The 17,154-nt window shown below is 64.0% G+C and carries 13 protein-coding genes and 2 tRNA genes; 3 read left to right on the plus strand and 12 right to left on the minus strand.

Annotation, left to right across the window (positions count from 1 at the left end):
* Positions 1–4 precede the first annotated feature (4 nt).
* The 9 genes from cas7c to ACELLULO517_RS04025 all read right to left on the minus strand — a co-directional run bounded on the left by cas7c (position 5) and on the right by ACELLULO517_RS04025 (position 8,380).
* Complete coding sequence (gene cas7c / locus ACELLULO517_RS03985; protein WP_227305969.1) at positions 5–898, minus strand: type I-C CRISPR-associated protein Cas7/Csd2; 894 nt, start codon at positions 896–898, stop codon at positions 5–7.
* A 3-nt stretch (positions 899–901) separates the two neighbouring features.
* Positions 902–2,803, minus strand: coding sequence for a type I-C CRISPR-associated protein Cas8c/Csd1 (cas8c, locus tag ACELLULO517_RS03990; protein ID WP_227305970.1), 1,902 nt, complete (start codon positions 2,801–2,803; stop codon positions 902–904).
* A complete protein-coding gene (gene cas5c, locus ACELLULO517_RS03995) occupies positions 2,800–3,471 on the minus strand; it encodes a type I-C CRISPR-associated protein Cas5c (protein ID WP_227305971.1) in 672 nt (223 codons plus the stop codon). Before cas5c ends, cas8c begins: the two co-directional genes overlap by 4 nt.
* A gap of 227 nt (positions 3,472–3,698) precedes the next feature.
* Positions 3,699–5,942, minus strand: coding sequence for a CRISPR-associated endonuclease Cas3'' (locus ACELLULO517_RS04000; RefSeq protein WP_227305972.1), 2,244 nt, complete (start codon positions 5,940–5,942; stop codon positions 3,699–3,701).
* Between the two features lie 116 nt (positions 5,943–6,058).
* Positions 6,059–6,135 (minus strand) — tRNA-Arg (locus tag ACELLULO517_RS04005).
* 68 nt (positions 6,136–6,203) lie between these two features.
* Positions 6,204–6,509, minus strand: a complete 306-nt coding sequence (locus tag ACELLULO517_RS04010; protein WP_227305973.1) for an ETC complex I subunit — start codon at positions 6,507–6,509, stop codon at positions 6,204–6,206.
* A gap of 50 nt (positions 6,510–6,559) precedes the next feature.
* Positions 6,560–6,636 (minus strand) — tRNA-Pro (locus ACELLULO517_RS04015).
* 52 nt (positions 6,637–6,688) lie between these two features.
* On the minus strand, positions 6,689–7,237 hold the full coding sequence (locus ACELLULO517_RS04020; protein WP_227305974.1) for a DUF192 domain-containing protein: 549 nt from the start codon (positions 7,235–7,237) through the stop codon (positions 6,689–6,691).
* 3 nt (positions 7,238–7,240) lie between these two features.
* Positions 7,241–8,380 (minus strand): acetoin utilization protein AcuC, encoded by a 1,140-nt coding sequence (locus ACELLULO517_RS04025; RefSeq protein ID WP_227305975.1) that lies wholly within the window; start codon positions 8,378–8,380, stop codon positions 7,241–7,243.
* A gap of 357 nt (positions 8,381–8,737) precedes the next feature.
* Here ACELLULO517_RS04025 and alaS point away from each other — a divergent pair, with 357 nt between their 5' ends.
* Positions 8,738–11,377 carry an alanine--tRNA ligase gene (gene alaS / locus ACELLULO517_RS04030; RefSeq protein WP_227305976.1) on the plus strand — a complete coding sequence of 880 codons (2,640 nt, stop codon included), beginning with the start codon at positions 8,738–8,740 and terminating at the stop codon, positions 11,375–11,377.
* Positions 11,378–11,467: 90 nt separating this feature from the next.
* On the opposite strand, the gene ACELLULO517_RS04035 is transcribed toward alaS, so the two are convergent.
* Positions 11,468–12,418: a glycosyltransferase family 9 protein gene (locus ACELLULO517_RS04035; protein ID WP_227305977.1), complete on the minus strand. Its 951-nt coding sequence runs from the start codon at positions 12,416–12,418 to the stop codon at positions 11,468–11,470.
* 78 nt (positions 12,419–12,496) lie between these two features.
* Positions 12,497–14,041: a YifB family Mg chelatase-like AAA ATPase gene (locus ACELLULO517_RS04040; protein WP_227305978.1), complete on the minus strand. Its 1,545-nt coding sequence runs from the start codon at positions 14,039–14,041 to the stop codon at positions 12,497–12,499.
* Positions 14,042–14,208: 167 nt separating this feature from the next.
* Here ACELLULO517_RS04040 and ACELLULO517_RS04045 point away from each other — a divergent pair, with 167 nt between their 5' ends.
* Positions 14,209–15,243, plus strand: a complete 1,035-nt coding sequence (locus ACELLULO517_RS04045; RefSeq protein WP_227306074.1) for an aspartate-semialdehyde dehydrogenase — start codon at positions 14,209–14,211, stop codon at positions 15,241–15,243.
* A gap of 47 nt (positions 15,244–15,290) precedes the next feature.
* Here ACELLULO517_RS04045 and ACELLULO517_RS04050 read toward each other — a convergent pair whose 3' ends face one another.
* Entirely contained in the window at positions 15,291–16,121 is an 831-nt protein-coding gene (locus tag ACELLULO517_RS04050) for an SDR family oxidoreductase (RefSeq protein ID WP_227305979.1), read from the minus strand.
* A gap of 115 nt (positions 16,122–16,236) precedes the next feature.
* Here ACELLULO517_RS04050 and ACELLULO517_RS04055 point away from each other — a divergent pair, with 115 nt between their 5' ends.
* Complete coding sequence (locus ACELLULO517_RS04055; protein WP_227305980.1) at positions 16,237–17,130, plus strand: LysR family transcriptional regulator; 894 nt, start codon at positions 16,237–16,239, stop codon at positions 17,128–17,130.
* The last annotated feature ends 24 nt before the right edge of the window (positions 17,131–17,154 follow it).

Below are 17,154 nucleotides of genomic sequence, written 5' to 3' on the forward strand. Positions count from 1 at the left end.
CCCGTCAGATCTTGTGTTCGACAGTGATGCCGGGCGGCAGATCGGCCTCGTTCACCGTCACCACATAATCGCCGAAACCGCGCGCCGGCCCCTCGCCTTCGGCGCGCGACACCGTCACGCGCTCCAGCAGCTTATGCGCGGGCGCATTGCCCAGATCGCTGTCATGCTTGAAGACGATCAGGCTGCGGGCCGTCATCTCCCCCCGTGCGGCGGCGCGGTCATGATCGAACATGGTCGCCAGCGCATCCCAGAGCAGAGCGAGGTCGGCATCCGAAAAGCCCGTGCCTTTGCGCGCGTCATTGGCCAGGCGGGCGTTGATGAAGCCATGCGCGCGATAGAGACCGTAGGGCACGATATGCTTGCGCCCCATGGTGCGATCATTCTGTAGCGCGTCGCGCTCGTTGGTGACGGAGGAACGGGTGATGGAGATTTCCATCGGCACGATGGCCTCGATACTCTCAGCGAAAGTGAATTGCACCGGCCCGCGCACCTGACCGGCATTGACTTCGGTCGACATCACCGCGCCGAAGGCGCGGATATCGAAGAAGTTGCTGCACATCCAGCGCGTCAGTTCCTCGGCCTTGTCCTTCGGCGCCTTCTTGGTCTTGGTGTCGGGTTCGATCCCGAAATGCGCATAGGCTTTGCGGTGCTGGACGTTCAACACCGCGCCGTCGCGCATATAGATGTCGTAGCCTGGCGCATCGCCCTTCGCCATGGCGACATAGTTGCGAATCTTGCGTTTGATGGCGACGTCGGTCACAAGCCCGTGCGCCGTCTCGGGGTCCATGCGCGGCATATTGCCGGCGTCCGGGTCGCCGTTCGGATTGCCGTTGCGGACATCGAAAAGAAACACGAAATCATAGCGATGAGTGATGGGCGTCGGCTGCGTCTCGGTCATCGGTCACTCTCCCTCAGGGGATGTATCGGCATTGGCTTCGGCAGCCTCGATCTCGGGCGGCACATCTTTTTTGCGGCGAAAGACATCGCGCTGATGGTAGTAGCCGAGGGCGAAGCGTCCTTGATCTTCCAAAGGCAGCGTCTTCGGAAAGCTGCCGTCCAGGCCGGAGACGATCTCGGCGATATGATCCTCGAACCATTCAGCAAGACCCGCACCCACCTTGGTGCGGATCGTCTTGCTATGGTTGCGCGCATTGCGGATGAGCGAGGGGAAGACCAGCGCCGGCGTCGCCGAGGCCGAGGCATAGAAGCGATCGCGCACGGTCGCGTTGCGCTGGCCGAGTGCGGCCCCTTGCAACCGCTCCAGCACCGAGAAAAGACGGCCCAGACGATAGGCCGGGTTGGTGGTCGTCAGATCAATCGACACAGGCACGTCCTCCGCAATTTGGTTCCAGCGGTACATCCGGGCGAGGCAGGCTTTCAGCAGCGCGACCCGCAGGTCGCTGACCTTCTCCAAGGCGCGGCCGGTACGCCGATCCTCCTGATCCTGATCGGCGCGGATGCGCATGATCGTCTGCACCAGCAGGCTGCGCGGATAGGGCAGACCGGTGAGGATCGCGCGCATCACCTCACCGCTCAGATTGGGCGGAATATTTTCGGACTTCCGTTGCGGCGCGATGTCCCGCAGCAAAGCCCAAAGCGGCGGCGGCCAGAAGCGTGGCGACGGATCGAGCCGCAGATCCGACCAATGGGTTTGAAAATTCGCTGTGAAATCGCCGAGTGACTGCTCATACCAGAACCGGACGGAAAGCCGGGCGGCATTGGGGCTGAGGCCGAGCACATAGGATCGCGTCTCCGGCTTCAGGTCCGTGCCGGCGCTTGCTTCCGTCAGGGGCAGGCCGTCCTCCAGCCGTTTCATGACGTCGCGGAGCTTCGTGGTCTCGGTTCCCTCATCCGCCGGCAAGCCGCCGTCCGGGTCTTCCTCTTCCTCTTCGCCGCCCGCGATCATGCGGCGCATGAGGCTTTCGGCGTCCCCAAATTCCGCCCAGAAGGCCGTCGTCGTCTCACCCAGCATGACACGGTTCGGGTAGCGGGGCCGCCCTTTGGAATCCTGGCCTTTGGCGGTCAGCAAAGCATTGAGGGCCGTGCCATAGGCGAAAGCGGCGGCCTGCGATACCGGTGCATTGTCACCCTGGCTATGGCCGTAGGAGTCGAAGGATTTCTCGTTAAAAGAAACCAATGGCGCGAGTTTTTCGCTAATCCCTTTAATCGGGGGATGCAGTCGGGCAATTGGCGCCTTTCTTCCCGTCACTAGGCACATTGCCTCGGTAACCATGCCTTCGCCGGATGCCTCGGCCAGCAGCGCATCGCGCGCCGCTTGGCGATCATGAATGAAACCGTTGTCACCTTGCAGCCGGAAAACCACATTGCTTCCCGGCAAGCCCTCTAGGTTGTGGATTTGGCCAATTTCGTTGGGTGTCCAACTCTCCAGAAAGCGTAGCAACGCCCGACAACCGATATCGTCGGTCTTGGCCAACAGCATCCTATGCCGCTCTTTGAAAGCACTATGCTTTTCGACAGCTTTGCGCCGCAACTTCTCAATTGCCGCAGGGGAACCTGACTTGTCAGGGCGCGGGATGCCTAGAGCATAGTCTGTTGGATCCCAAAAAGTCCCAGAGACAATCTTTTCACCTCTCCGGTCATTCGGTGCTTGAGGAGCTTCCACTACTTTTGGGAGACGTTTCTTCCCAATTTCGAGTCGTTCGTCATCTACTGAGACAACTGCGCCATCCTGGTTCAGCACGATCGTGAAGCTGATCTGCGCGGGTCCGAAGCCGGGCACCGGCGCCTCCCCCACCAGCGCCTGACGGTCATACCGCCGCGCCAGGGATTGCAGGATGGTCAAGACACGATGCCCGCATCGCCGCTGGCCGGAATCTCGATCACGCCGTCCTTCATTACCGCGCGGAAGAACTTTGCCTCCATGCCCGGTGCGTAATCGACGTCGAGCACCATCCAGCCGAGATCCCGCTCACCCTGCAGTGAGTCATGCGGCGCGGGCGCCTCCCCCTCCCACAGTTCGAAATCGCAGGCAAATTCTCGTGTGCCCAGATAGGGGTGATGGAAATACTGGCCCTTTGCGGCACGACGGCGCGCCATTTCCAGATGCTTCTGCACGGATTCGCTCGGGTCGGCGCGGCCTTTGGCACTCAGCTCGACCCGCGCCTCGATAATATAGGCGACCTCCTTCAACAGCGTGGAGGCGCGCTGCTGCCGATCCTCGTCCACATAAAGCGCCAACCCATCGGTTGACTGGGCACGCATGGCGGAAGCGATCTTGCCGGCTGGGATTTTGGAGCCGACTTCGTTGCGGCGGATGGACTCGAAACGGATCTGGTTGAGCACGCGAATGCGTTCGATGCGCCAGACCATTTGTGGTTTCCAATGGATGGCTTCCAGCACGCCGCGCGCGGCGGAGGGTGTCATGACATCGTAGCTGACACGCTCGACCTTCATTTCCGGGCGGGAAAATAGCGCTCGCCGGCCAGAGACTTTAAGCTTGAAGCTGTTCATGCGCAGCCTGTCTGATCGTTACGAATATGATGTAACGAATCAACCAATCAGGCAATAGGCTTTGAGACAGATCATCGATCTTCGGCTCGGAAAATCTCGGCCCTTACAAACAAAACAGGAAACCAAACGTTATCTCAAAAGCAACGCAGTTTTGCAGTGCAATGAAACCTCGCTCAACTTGTCGGATGCAGACATAGTCACTGCCGCCCGCCTCAGGGCAATGCGTTTTACGTAAGCATCAACCCCTCGGCCTTACGAAACGTAAGATCGCTCCAGTCCAGCCCGGCCTCTGGACTGTAGAGATCAAGATTGCTCAGCACCACGAACTGATCGCCAAATTTCGCCTCCTCGATGCAGGTGACGGCACCTTTGGCCAGCATCTCCGCCCGCACAGCGCAAGGAACGCCCACCGTATAGCGCCCCAGTTTCTGCGCAATCCCGCCCGTGCCTTTTACATAGGGCAACTGATCCAATAGCGGTTTGACTTCCCCGTCATCCTCAACCGGCACGATGACCGGCACCATCGCGTCGTCGATGAAGCGCATGCGGGCGGCGATGTCCGCGAAAGGAAAGTTGAGGTCGCCGCGTTTCTCGCCGCAAAGCGCCAGAACGTTCTTATCGTCCAGCGCATCATCGCCATGCCGCCAATAGAGCATGCGGAAAAAGGCCGTCATGGCCTCCGGGCTGAAGGGGTCATCCGCATGCAGGCCCAGAACCTCGCCACCGGCCTCGGCATTCCTCCGCAGCTTCGGAATCACCTTGTATGCGGGCGAGGAGAAAACCAGCACCTCGCTCTCCTCAGGTGTTCGCCTGAATTCTCGGTTGCAGCGGCCGGCGGCTTGGGCGATCTGGTCCAACCCCGCCGTCGCCCGCAATACGAGCGGAAAATCGACATCGACTCCAGCCTCGACCAGCGATGTCGAGACAACCTGACAAGGGCGCTCACGCTTCAGATCGTCCCGGATTTCCGCCAGAATCCGTCTGCGATGCACGCTATGCATGCAGGTCGAGAGATGCCGTGCGCCGGGCAGGTGTTTGATGGAATCATACAGCGCCCGCGCATGGGCACGCTGGTTGACGATACATAGCACTTGCGGCGCGGCCGCGATGCGGTCCGCCAATGCGCTATCCGTCTGCGGCCCGATGTCCCGCAGCGTCACCCGCCGCAGCTGCGCGAACAGCGCCGGCACATCGGCGATGATTTCCTGCGGATTGTCGAAGCCGCCCGCGAATCCCGCCTCACTGCCAGGCAAGGGCGCCGTCAAAGCCGGCTGGGTCGCGGTGCATAACACGACCGAACTGCCGTAATTGCGCGTGAGTTCCTTCAGCGCCGCCACACAAGGCCGCAGCAAAGCCAGCGGCATGGTCTGCGCCTCATCCAGCACCACCACGCTGCGCGCGATGCTATGCAGCTTGCGGCAACGGCTGGGCCGGTTGGAAAACAGGCTCTCGAAGAACTGCACGGCCGTCGTCACCACAATCGGCTTGTCCCAACGCTCCATCGACAGGCGCAGCCGGTCAGGCCCCGTTCGCTCGCCGCTCCATGTCGCCTCATCCGCCATCTCGAAGGCGCTGTGATGTTCCAGCACCGCATCGCCCAGCCCTTCCAGCGCGGTGCGGTAGACCTCCGCCGTCTGCTCGATGATCGAGGTATAGGGGATGACGACGATGACGCGGTCCAGGTGGTGCTGCCGCGCATGGGCGAGTGCGAAGGCGAGCGAGGTCAGCGTCTTGCCGCCGCCGGTCGGCACCGTCAGCGTGAAGACGCCCGGCGGCGCCGCGGCTTTGGCCATCGCCTCGCGCAGCACGCCGTCACGCAGGGTATTGAGCGGGCTGGGTTTGGCGTCACGGGCCGCGATCCAACCCATCAATTGCGCTTCCAGCGCCGCGATCGCAGGATGCGTGATCGCCGCCACCGTTTCACCGCGCGATTGCGCATCGAAGCGGGCCGCCGCCGTGCGATCCGCGTCGATCAGGCAGGAGAAGATCATGCGTGTCAGGAAGGCGCGCTGAAAGCCGCCTTCATCGGTAAAGAAGCGCATGCCTTCGGGCTTTGACAGAGTCTGGGGGAGGAGAAGACCATCGGACTTGGCGGTGCGCGCGACGGCCGCCAGCAGGCCGGAGCCCCCGTCCAGCCGCCCGTCAGGGCCGAACAGATCATCCTGCAGCCCGGCATGATGTCCTGCCACGGCATGCGCGATCAGCCGGCCCCATTTTTCCGGCAGATTTTCCTTGGCCCAGACCGCACCAGCCGTTGAGTGATCGACCCGTGCGGCGGCACCCTGCAATCGCGCCTGAAACGCCGGGCTGTATTTGCCGATATCATGCAGCAGCCCGGCCAGCCGCCCGAATTCGGCACATCCGAACCGGGCCGCAAGCGCGGCCGCCAGGTCCGCCACCTCCTGCAAATGATGCAGAAGCGGCTCCCACGGCTGACCTTCGGGCGCGGTATGAGCGAAGTAAGCCACCATAGGAACAGACGTCCTTTCAGGCGCTCAGCATGATGCTTCCAACATAGCACAGCCATTGTCGCATCATCGGTCGATGACGGGACAATGGCATGCATCAAACATATCGGAAAAGGGAATGGCGCGCCCTGGTGGATTCGAACCACCGACCCACAGCTTAGAAGGCTGTTGCTCTATCCAACTGAGCTAAGGGCGCAGACGCCGCGCAAATCTGGAACGCGTGGCGAGAAGTCTGGCCGGCCAAATCGTGCGGCCGGCGTCACATCAATGAGACCAGTTATCGACCCGGTCATTGCGGAAATTATCGGCATAGGCCTTAGGCTTGACCTCACGGGCGTGGACGATCTCCACGTCATAGGCGGCACCGTTCTTTTCGGCATAGGCAATCGCCTCTTCCCGCGTCGGGAAGGAGAGGATGACCTGCTGCTGCGTCTCACCGCCGCCGATCCAGCCCATCAGCGGATCAGGCCGCTGCGGCTCCTGCCGCTGCCATTCCAGCACCCAATGATGCTGCGCGCCGAAGCCGGACTGCATCGCGGATTTCGGCCGCCGAAAGATACGTGCGCGCATCGCAACTCCTCCATCCTGCCGGACCCGAAGCTCCGGTGTCGCTTATCCGGTGGTCGGGGCGGCCGGACTCGAACCGGCGGCCTCGTGTACCCAAAACACGCGCGCTACCAGGCTGCGCCACGCCCCGTCCGAAGCGATGTATAGCGGGCCTTGTGCAATATGCCAGCCCGTCTGGATGCTTAGTTGCTACCCGCGGCGGTGTTGGTCGGCTTGGTATCGCCGAAGGTCTCGGCGACGACGCTATCCCCGACCGAGATCTGCTCCTTCGCCGTCAGCCCGCCCTGCAGCTCCAGCACGGCCTTCACCGGGCCGCCGCTATCGACCGGCGCCAGGCTGAAGGGCACGGTATTCTCGGCGATGGCGCGGATGGTGCCGTCCGGATTGATGAAGACCATGTCGAGCGGGACCAGCGTGTTCTTCATCCAGAAGGGCTCGGGCTGGACGGTCGGGAAGACGAACAGCATGCCGCTATCGGCCGGGACGACCTTGCGGAACATCAGGCCGGTCGCCTGCTGCTGCGGCGTCATCGCCATTTCCACCTTGAAGCGATGCGGCTTGCCCTGATCGTCCATGATCGTCAGCGGTTGCTGCGTCAGCGTCGCCTGCGGGCCGGTCGGGTCGTCGTCCTGCGCGTGGACAGGCGCGATCCAGCCCAGCACGATCGGCACGGCGGACAGGATGAGCAAGAGGATGAATACGAGGATGATGGTGCGAAGGCGAAGGCGCATCCGTTAGGTCTCCTGTAGCGTGACGGCGGCGAGCTGGCGGATCTCCTCCCGCACCGGCCCCTCCCTGGGCTGATCCCGCAGGGTCCTGGTCCAATGCGCGGGCGGATTGCGACCGGCGGCGCGGTTGTAGACCAGTCCGCGCAGGATTGTCTCAGCCTCGGTAGGCAAAATTTCGGGGATCTGAAACCCGTTTACGGTTGCCCAGATACCGGCCCAGCAACGCGCGACGGTGAAAGGGTTATAGCCGCCGCCGCCGAGCAGGATCAGCCGGGGCGACAGCGGCATGACGGCGGCGACCGCCGCCCAATAGGCATTATTGGAGAGGGACAGCCGCGCGAGCGGGTCTTCCTCTAGGGAATCCGCCCCACATTGCAGCATGATCGCCTGCGGGCGGAAGCGCTGGATCAGCGGCAGCACAGCCTCGTGCAGCAGAAACCGGGCCTCCGTATCATTATAGCCGGCCAGCACCGGCAGATTGCGGGCCGATCCGCCGGCGCGATCCCCTATCAGGCCGGTATGGGGCCAGCGCCCGGCCTCATGAATGCTGACCGTCAGAACCCTGGGGTCGCCGGCAAAAGCATCCTGCACGCCGTCACCGTGATGGGCATCGAGGTCCAGATACAGAACGCGCTCCAGCCCCCGGTCCAGCCAGGTCAAAATGCCGAGCACGCAGTCATTGACGTAGCAGAAGCCTGACGCGCGATCTGCGCGGCCGTGATGGGTGCCGCCGCCCGGCACATGGACGATGCCGCCTTCCCCCGTCAGCGGTGCCGTCAGCCGGGCCGCCAGCATGACGCCGCCGGCCGAGGTCGCCGGGCGGCGGAACATCTCGGGATAGACCGGGTTATTGTCCGTGCCGATGCGGAAGCGATCCCGATCCGCCACGCTGACTGTGCCGGAGCGCTCCGCATTCTGCAGGGCCGCCAGATAGGCCGGATCGTGGAACCGGCTCAGCTCGGCCAGGTCCGCCATCGGGGAGTCACGGTAAACTCTATCCGGCAGCCAGCCGAGGGCGCGGCAAAGGTCAATCGTCGTGGAAACCCGGGGCACGGCCAGGGGATGGGTCGGCCCATAGGTCGAAAAACGATAGATATCGCTGCCGATGAACAATGGTGGTGTTGCAGAGGCGCGGACCAGACCCAATGATTATCCCTCAGGGCAAAAAAAAGGCGGTGCCGAAGCACCGCCAAGTTTAGGGAGGAAACGTCCAAGAAAGCAGCAACACGATCAAGGACCGCCGTTGCTGCGATGCACAAAGTAATTTGGACGAATGATTTTTGCAAGCGCATTTTTGCAGCACTGAACCGCATAGCGAACACACTTCCATAATTACGAAGTGAAGTAGCGTGCGACCCGCGCTCTGTGCGCTGGATTATGGTCCGATACCCGCTTAAAACGCATACCTCCTGCAAACTCAGGCCGACAAGGTGACAGCGCCGGGCGGGTGCGCTAGGTGCGGACTACCGTCATTTCATCCCAGTCTTCGAGATCTTGCCCGCCATGGCCAGCAGCAACGATATCCGCGCGACTTTCCTCGATTACTTTGCCCGCAATGGGCATAGCGTGGTGGAAAGCTCTCCCCTCGTCCCGCGGAACGACCCTACGCTGATGTTCACCAACAGCGGCATGGTCCAGTTCAAGAATGTCTTCACCGGGCAGGAACGCCGGCCCTATAGCCGCGCCGCGACGGCGCAGAAATGCGTGCGTGCCGGCGGCAAGCATAACGACCTCGACAATGTCGGCTATACCGCCCGCCACCATACTTTCTTTGAAATGCTGGGGAATTTCTCCTTCGGCGACTATTTCAAGGAACAGGCCATCACCCATGCCTGGACCCTGCTGACGAAGGATTTCGGCCTGCCCGCCGATAAGCTGATGGTCACGGTCTATCATGAGGATGAGGAAGCGGCGGCACTTTGGCGCCGTATCGCCGGCCTGCCGGATGACCGCATCATCCGCATCGCGACCTCGGACAATTTCTGGCGCATGGGCGATACCGGCCCCTGCGGCCCCTGCAGCGAGATCTTCTATGATCACGGCCCCTCCATCCCCGGCGGCCCGCCCGGCAGTCCGGACGAGGACGGCGACCGGTTCATCGAGATCTGGAACCTCGTCTTCATGCAGTATGAGGAAGGTCCGCCCGGCACACGCACCGCCCTGCCGCGTCCCTCCATCGATACCGGCATGGGGTTGGAGCGGTTCGCCGCTATCCTGCAGGGCAAGCACAATAATTACGACACCGACACGCTACGCGCGCTGATCCTGGCGAGCGCGGAAGCGACCGGGCGCGACCCGGACGGCGTAGAGAAGACCAGCCACCGCGTCATCGCCGATCATCTGCGCTCCAGCTGCTTCCTGATCGCGGACGGCGTGCTGCCATCCAACGAAGGGCGCGGCTATGTGGTGCGCCGGATCATGCGCCGCGCCATGCGCCACGCCTATCAGATGGGCGCGGCCGAGCCGCTGATGCCGCGTCTGGTGCCGGCGCTGGTTCGCCAGATGGGCCAGGCCTATCCGGAACTGACCCGCGCGCAGGCGCTGATGACGGATACGCTGCGCCTGGAAGAGACCCGGTTCCGCTCCCTGCTGGAGCGTGGCCTCCATCTCCTCGCGGAAGAGACCGGCAAGCTCGGCGAAGGCCAGGTTCTGGCCGGCGACGTCGCGTTCAAGCTTTACGACACCTACGGCTTCCCGCTCGACCTGACGCAGGACGCGCTGCGCGAACAGGGCCGCACGGTCGATGTCTCGGGTTTCGAGGAAGCGATGGCCGAGCAGCGCACCCGTGCGCGCGCCGCCTGGGCGGGGTCCGGCGATGCCGCGACGGATCGCGTGTGGTTCGATCTTAAGGAAAAGGTCGGTGCGACCGAGTTCCTGGGCTACGCGACCGAAAGTGCTGAGGGCGAGATCCTGGCCATCGTCGTCGATGGTGCCACGGTCGCGGATGCCATGGCCGGCAGCGAGGTTGCCGTCATCCTCAACCAGACGCCTTTCTATGCCGAAAGCGGCGGTCAGGTCGGCGATCAGGGTCTCATTACCGGCGCCGATGGGCTGGTGATTGCCGTCACCGATACGCAGAAGAAGCTGGGCGACCTGTTCGTCCATTACGGCCGCGTCGAGAGCGGCCTCGCCCGTCCCGGCTTCGCTGTTCAGGCCAAGGTCGATCACACCCGGCGCGGCGCCATTCGCGCCCATCACTCGGCAACCCATCTGCTGCACGAGGCGCTACGCCGTCAGCTCGGCACGCATGTCGCGCAGAAGGGCAGCTTGAACGCGCCGGACCGTCTGCGCTTCGACATCAGCCATCCGAAGCCAGTCACGGCTGAGGAACTGGCTATCGTCGAGGCCGAGGTGAATGCCCGCATCCGCGAGAATTCGGCCGTCACCACGCGCCTGATGACGCCGGATGCCGCCGTCGCCGAAGGTGCGATGGCCCTGTTCGGCGAGAAATACGGCGATGAGGTTCGCGTCGTCTCCATGGGTGACGGTGACGGCGAGCGTGGCGCCTATTCCATCGAACTCTGCGGCGGCACGCATGTCGGTCGCACCGGCGATATCGGCCTGCTGCGCATCGTGGGCGAAACCGGTGTCTCCGCCGGCGTGCGCCGTATCGAAGCTGTCGCGGCCGAAAGCGCCTTCCTCAGCCTGCGCGAGACCGAGCGCCTGTTGGACGAAGCGGCGGCCGCCTTGAAGGTGCCGGCGGCCCAACTGCCCGCGCGCATTGCAGCCCTTGTTGAAGACCGCAAGAAGCTGGAGCGTCAGCTCAGCGAAGCGCAGAAGAAGCTCGCCACCGGCGACGGTGCCGCCGCGATTGAGGAGATTGCCGGCGTGAAGCTCGCCGCGCGCAATCTGGGTGACGTCTCGCCGCGTGATCTGAAGGGTTTGGCGGAAACCATCGGCAAGCAGATCGAAAGCGGCGTCGTGGCGCTGGTCTCGACCGCCGAAGGCAAGCTCAGCATCGTCGTCAGCGTCTCTGACGATCTCACCAGCCGGATCAATGCCGTCGATCTGGTGCGCGCAGCTGCGGAAGCCGCCGGCGGCAAGGGCGGCGGCGGGCGTCCGAACCTGGGTCAGGCCGGCGGCCCTGACGGCACCCTGGCCGATGCCGCGCTGGATGCCGTGCGGGCGAAGCTGGCGGCATAAGACGAGCGCTACCGCCCCTTGTCGTCCGCGTGCTCGTCACGCGGATCTACCCGCCTGTGCTACCGCACGGCCGATGAGGCGCCGTCACGGCTAAAGCAGATCCGCCGTGCTGAGCGCGGCGGTGACGTCGTCCAGCGCCAAATCCACCAGATTATCCTCGCGCAGGACGATTCCGGCCTGGCCGGTCGGGCCACGCGGTTGTGTGCGCGACGGATCGCTGTCGTAGGAAAACAGCGTGACGGTCGGGCAGCCCATGGCTGCGGCCAGATGCATCGGCCCGGTATCATTGCCGACCGCAAAACGGGCGCCCGCCGCAAGCGCGGCAAGCCCCGGCAGATCGGTCTGACCCGTCAGGTCGATCGCCTCGGGGCAGAATTCCTGAATGGTGCGCGCCAGCGGACCTTCCGGCCCGGTGCCGATCACGACCGGCGTAATCCCGACCCTGACCAGAATACTGCCCAACTGGCCGTAGAAGGGCGTCGGCCAGCGTTTCGCCGGCCGGTGCGGCGCAGCGCCCGGCACCAGCAGCGCATAGCGTTCCGGCATTTCAGGCGGATTGGCAGCCTGGATCAGCCAATCCGTTGCCGCCATCGGCACCGACGCGATCCCGGCCATGGCCAACTGATCGCGCTGCCGCTCCCAGGTATGCATGGTGTCACGCTCGGGATTCGCATGGGGATGCGAGGCGCCCTGGGCGATGCCCGACCAGCCCGGCCGCCCGGCAAGCGCGAAATAGCGGCTGGACCGCCCGGAGGTCTGCAAGTCGTAGACGAAATCGTAGCCGCGCAGCTTCCGCCGGATGTCGAAGAAGCCGCGCAGGTCCCACCAGGGCGCGCGGCGGTCGATGACCACGTCATCGAACCAAGGGCTGAGGCGGCCCAGGCGCGCGAAAGCGGGCGTCGTCAGCAGCGTGATATGGGCATCCGGATGCTGGGCGCGGATCGCCGCGAATGGCCCGAAGGAGAGGATGACATCGCCCAGCGCACTCAGGCGGATCACCAGGATCCGCTTCGCTGTCCTCGGGTCTTTGGGTCGAGCCATCGCGGGAATGCGCCTTGTCTGCAGCCGGGTCCGTCCCCTCGCCTAACCCATCCGTCGCGCGAAGGAAATCCGCGCGCCCTAATCGGCTGCCGCCCCTTGGCTTTTGCGCGGGCGCAGTGTCGGCTGGCCGGGCGAGCGATGGCGATAGGCGAAGGCCTCCGCGACATCGATGCGACGAACGGTCGCGATCCCCGCCAGATCCGCGATCGAGCGCGAGACGCGCAGCATGCGGGTGAAGCCCCGCGCCGACAGACCCAGCCGCTCGGCCGCCTTCTCGGCATAGTCCCGCGCGTCCGGCTGCAAGGCGATGCGGTCGACCTCCATCTCGCTATTCAGCCAGGCCGTCTCGGCCTCGCCTGCCCTGGCACGCTGTGCCGCGCGCGCCGCAGCCACGCGGGCAGCGACCTCGGCGCTCGTCTCGCCCGGCGGTGCGCGGGAAAGTTCGATCGGCGTGATCGGTGAAACCTCGACGACCAAGTCGATCCGGTCCATCAGCGGACCGCTGATCTTGCCCTGATAATCCTCCGCGCAACGCGGCGCCCGGCCACATTCGCGCGCGGCATTGCCAAAATGGCCGCACCGGCAAGGGTTCATGGCCGCGATCATCTGAAACCGCGCGGGATAGGTAATATGGGCGGCGGCGCGTGCCACCGTGGTCCGTCCAGCCTCCACCGGCTGGCGCAAGGCTTCCAAAGCAGCCCTTGGGAACTCGGGTAATTCGTCGAGGAACAGAACGCCACGATGAGCGAGGCTGACCTCCCCCGGACGTGCCCGCTGGCCGCCACCCGTCAGCGCGGCCTGAGAGGCCGAATGATGCGGTTCCCGGAACGGCGGCCGTTTGATCAATTGCCCGCCCTGCAACATGCCGGCGACGCTATGGACCATGCTGACCTCCAGCGCTTCCATCGGGCTGAGATCGGGCAGGATACCGGGCAGGCGCGAGGCGAGCATGGATTTGCCGGCGCCGGGCGGCCCGATCATCAGCAGATGATGGCCGCCGGCGGCCGCGATCTCCATCGCGCGGCGGGCGAGTTCCATGCCCTTCACCTGGGCCAGATCCGGTCCCGGCGGCGCTTCGGCCAGACCCGCGACCGAGGGCGGCATCAGGATCTGCGTGCCACGAAAATGATTGATCAAGCTCATCAGATCCGGCGCCGCCAGAATGGCGAGATTGCCGGCCCAGGCCGCTTCCGGCCCTTGCGCCGCCGGGCAGATCAACCCCCAGTCCCGCTCGGCCGCCGCGATCGCCGCCGGCAAAATGCCGGCGACCGATACGATGCCGCCGTCGAGCGACACCTCCCCCAGGGCTGCGAAGCGCGCCAGCTCCTCGGGCGGAAGGATATCCATGGTGCCGAGCACGGCGATGGCCATCGGCAAATCGAAATGGCTGCCTTCCTTGATCTGATCGGCCGGCGCCAGATTGATCAGCAGGCGCTTGGGCGGCAAAGCCAGCCCCATGGCCGAGAGCGCGGCCCTGACCCGCTCCCGCGCCTCGCCCACGGCCTTGTCGGGCAGGCCCACGACCAGGAAGGCCGGCAATCCGCCGGACGCCTGGGCCTGCACCTCCACCGGCACGGCGCGAATGCCGGAGAAGGCGAAGCTCTGCACCCGGACCACGCCCATGAAACATTCCAATTGTGTCGATATCGGAATATTAATCTGCCTGACCGGGCCTTGTCCATCGCCGGCCGGGGGGCTGCCCGGCAGAGGCTTCGCTTGTGATCGCCAACCGAAATCGCTAACGGGATCGACCCTCCCTAATCGCAGGTTGGGTAATAGGAGCAAGGATGATGGGCTATCGGGTCGCGGTCGTAGGCGCCACAGGGGCTGTGGGACGCGAAATCATCAAAACGCTGGCCGAGCGGGATTTTCCGATTAGCGATATTGTCGCCCTTGCCTCCGGCCGTTCCACCGGCACCGAAATCTCCTTCGGCGATAAACAAGTGCTGAAAACCCAGAACCTGGAAAAATTCGACTTCCACGGCTGGGACATCGCCCTGTTCAGCCCCGGCGCCTCCGTCTCGGCCATTCACGCGCCGCGCGCGGCGGCAGCCGGCTGCGTCGTCATCGACAATACCAGCCATTTCCGCATGGACCCGGATGTGCCGCTGGTGGTGCCGGAAGTGAACCCCGAGGCGCTGCTCGGCTTCCGCAAGAAGAACATCATCGCCAATCCGAACTGCTCGACCATTCAGATGGTGGTGGCGCTGAAGCCGCTGCATGACGAGTTCAAGATCAAGCGCGTGATCGTCGCGACCTATCAGTCGGTCTCGGGCGCCGGCAAGGAAGGCATGGACGAGCTGTTCAACAACAGCCGCGCCATCTACGTGAACGACCCGGTGACGCCGCAGCAATTCACCAAGAACATCGCCTATAACGTCATCCCGCATATCGACGTCTTCATGGATGACGGCTCCACCAAGGAAGAGTGGAAGATGGTCGTGGAGACGAAGAAAATCCTCGACCCCAACATCGCTGTGACAGCGACCTGCGTGCGCGTGCCGGTCTTCATCGGCCATGCCGAAGCCGTGCATGTCGAGTTCGAGAATCCGGTAACGGCGGGTGAAGCGCGCGCCACGCTGCGCGATGCCCCGGGCGTGACGGTGATCGATGTCCGCGAAGACGGCGGCTACGCGACGCCGGCCGAAATTGCCGGTGAGGATAATGTCTTCGTCAGCCGCATCCGCAAGGACCCGACGGTGCCGAACGGCATCGCCTTCTGGTGCGTGTCCGACAATCTGCGCAAGGGCGCGGCGCTCAACGCGGTGCAGATCGCGGAAAGCCTGATCGCGCAGAACCTGCTCAGCCAGCCGAAGGCGGCCTGATTTTCTGTCCCATCGGGGTCCGTCCGGACCCCGATGGAACGGGATTATCAAGCGTCGCGTTCGGTCGAGACAGCGACGTCCTTCTGAGCCTCTAACGCTGCCAGACGCTCCGTCAGCGCCGCGTGAACGCGGCCCCAGGCATCGCGGCCAAGCAGAAGCCGGCGCGGGGCCTTGCCGCTATCGGCACAATCGATCATCGCCTGGGCCATCTTGTCGGCATCCCCCCGAATGGCGAAGCTGCCGCTCATGATCGCGCGGCGAACGGCCCCCGCCGGCGTCTCGGCATAGACGTCCATCGCCGGCGCGGAGACGAGATTGGTCGCGAAGCTGGTCCCCGCCGGCCCGGGCTCGACGATGGTACAGGTGATGCCGAAGGGTGCCACTTCCTGCGCCACCGCTTCCACGAAACCCTCAATCCCCCATTTCGTCGCGTGATAAAGACCGAAACTTGGGTAAGCGAGCTGCCCGCCTTCTGACGACACCTGCTGGATCTGGCCGCCCCCCTGCGCGCGCAGATGCGGCAGCGCCGCCCGGATGACGGCGATGGAACCGAGCAGATTGGTATCCAACTGCTGCTTGATCTGCGTGTCGCTCAACTCCTCGCCCGCCCCGAACAGGCCATAGCCGGCATTGCTGACGACGACGTCGATCTGGCCCAGATCGCTGAAGGCGCGGGCCATGACGTCCCGCACTTTGTCCAGATCGGTGACGTCGAGTGACGCGACCCATAGGCTGTCGCCGTAGCGAGCCTTCAGATCGTCCAGCACGTCCGTCCGCCGCAGGGTCGCGGCCACACGATCACCGCGAGCGAGCAGCCGTTCGGTCAGGTATCGTCCGATACCGGTGGAAGTACCGGTGATGAACCAGGTTTTGGACATCGACATTCTCCAGAATCAGGCCGCCGGATTGCGCTGCCTTGCTGCCGGAGGAATTTGCGCTTCTTTATTGCTGGGATAATCGGCAATAAGTGGCATGACTTGGTGAAAATATCACATGAATGAGCAACCGAATCTCGGCGAGTTGCGGGCCTTTGCCGCGATCCTCCGCCATCGCAGCTTCCGCAAAGCCGCTGATGAGCTGGACGTCTCTCCGTCGACGCTCAGCCATATCATGCGTAGTCTGGAAGCCGGGCTTGGCGTGCGGCTGCTCCATCGCACAACGCGCAGCCTGTCACCGACCGAAGCGGGGGAGCGTTTGATGGCGCGACTGCAGACCGTGCTGCGCGACCTCGACGGCGCGCTCGCGGAGGCGACGACCTTCGGAGACCGGCCCAGCGGCCGGCTGCGTATCAATGCGGGCGAAGCCGGGGCCCGACTGCTGCTGACCCATGTCGTGCCGACGTTCATGGAACGCTATCCCGAAGTGGAGCTTGACCTCGTCACCGACGGTCGCCTTGTCGATATCGTGGCGGAAGGCTTCGATGCCGGGATCAGACTTGGGGAGGCCGTGCCGCAGGACATGATCGCCGTGCGTTTCGGCGGCCATGCGCGCTTTGTCGCTGTTGCGGCACCCCGCTACCTCGCCGGTCGCACCGTCCCGCAAACACCCGACGACCTCCATCACCACGCCTGCATCCGCATCCGCATGCCCAGCGGCAAACCGTATCGGTGGGAATTCGAGCGTCACGGGCAGGAGATCACCATCGACGTGCCGGGCAAGCTGACGTTGGATCATCCGGGCCTGATCGTCCGCGCGGCGGCGTCCGGTCTCGGCATCGCCTATGTGGTCGAGCGCGAAGCCCAGCCCTATCTCGACCGCGGCGACTTAACCATCCTGCTGGATGAATGGTGCCCGCCGATCCCGGGGCTTTTCCTCTATTATCCCGGCCATCGCCATGTGCCGCCTGCGCTGCGCGCTTTCGTCGACTTGCTGAAAGCGGCAATCTGACCGGCTGCCTCATGGTTTTAATTT

The organism is Acidisoma cellulosilyticum (assembly GCF_020621385.1).
Lineage (GTDB): Bacteria > Pseudomonadota > Alphaproteobacteria > Acetobacterales > Acetobacteraceae > Acidisoma > Acidisoma cellulosilyticum.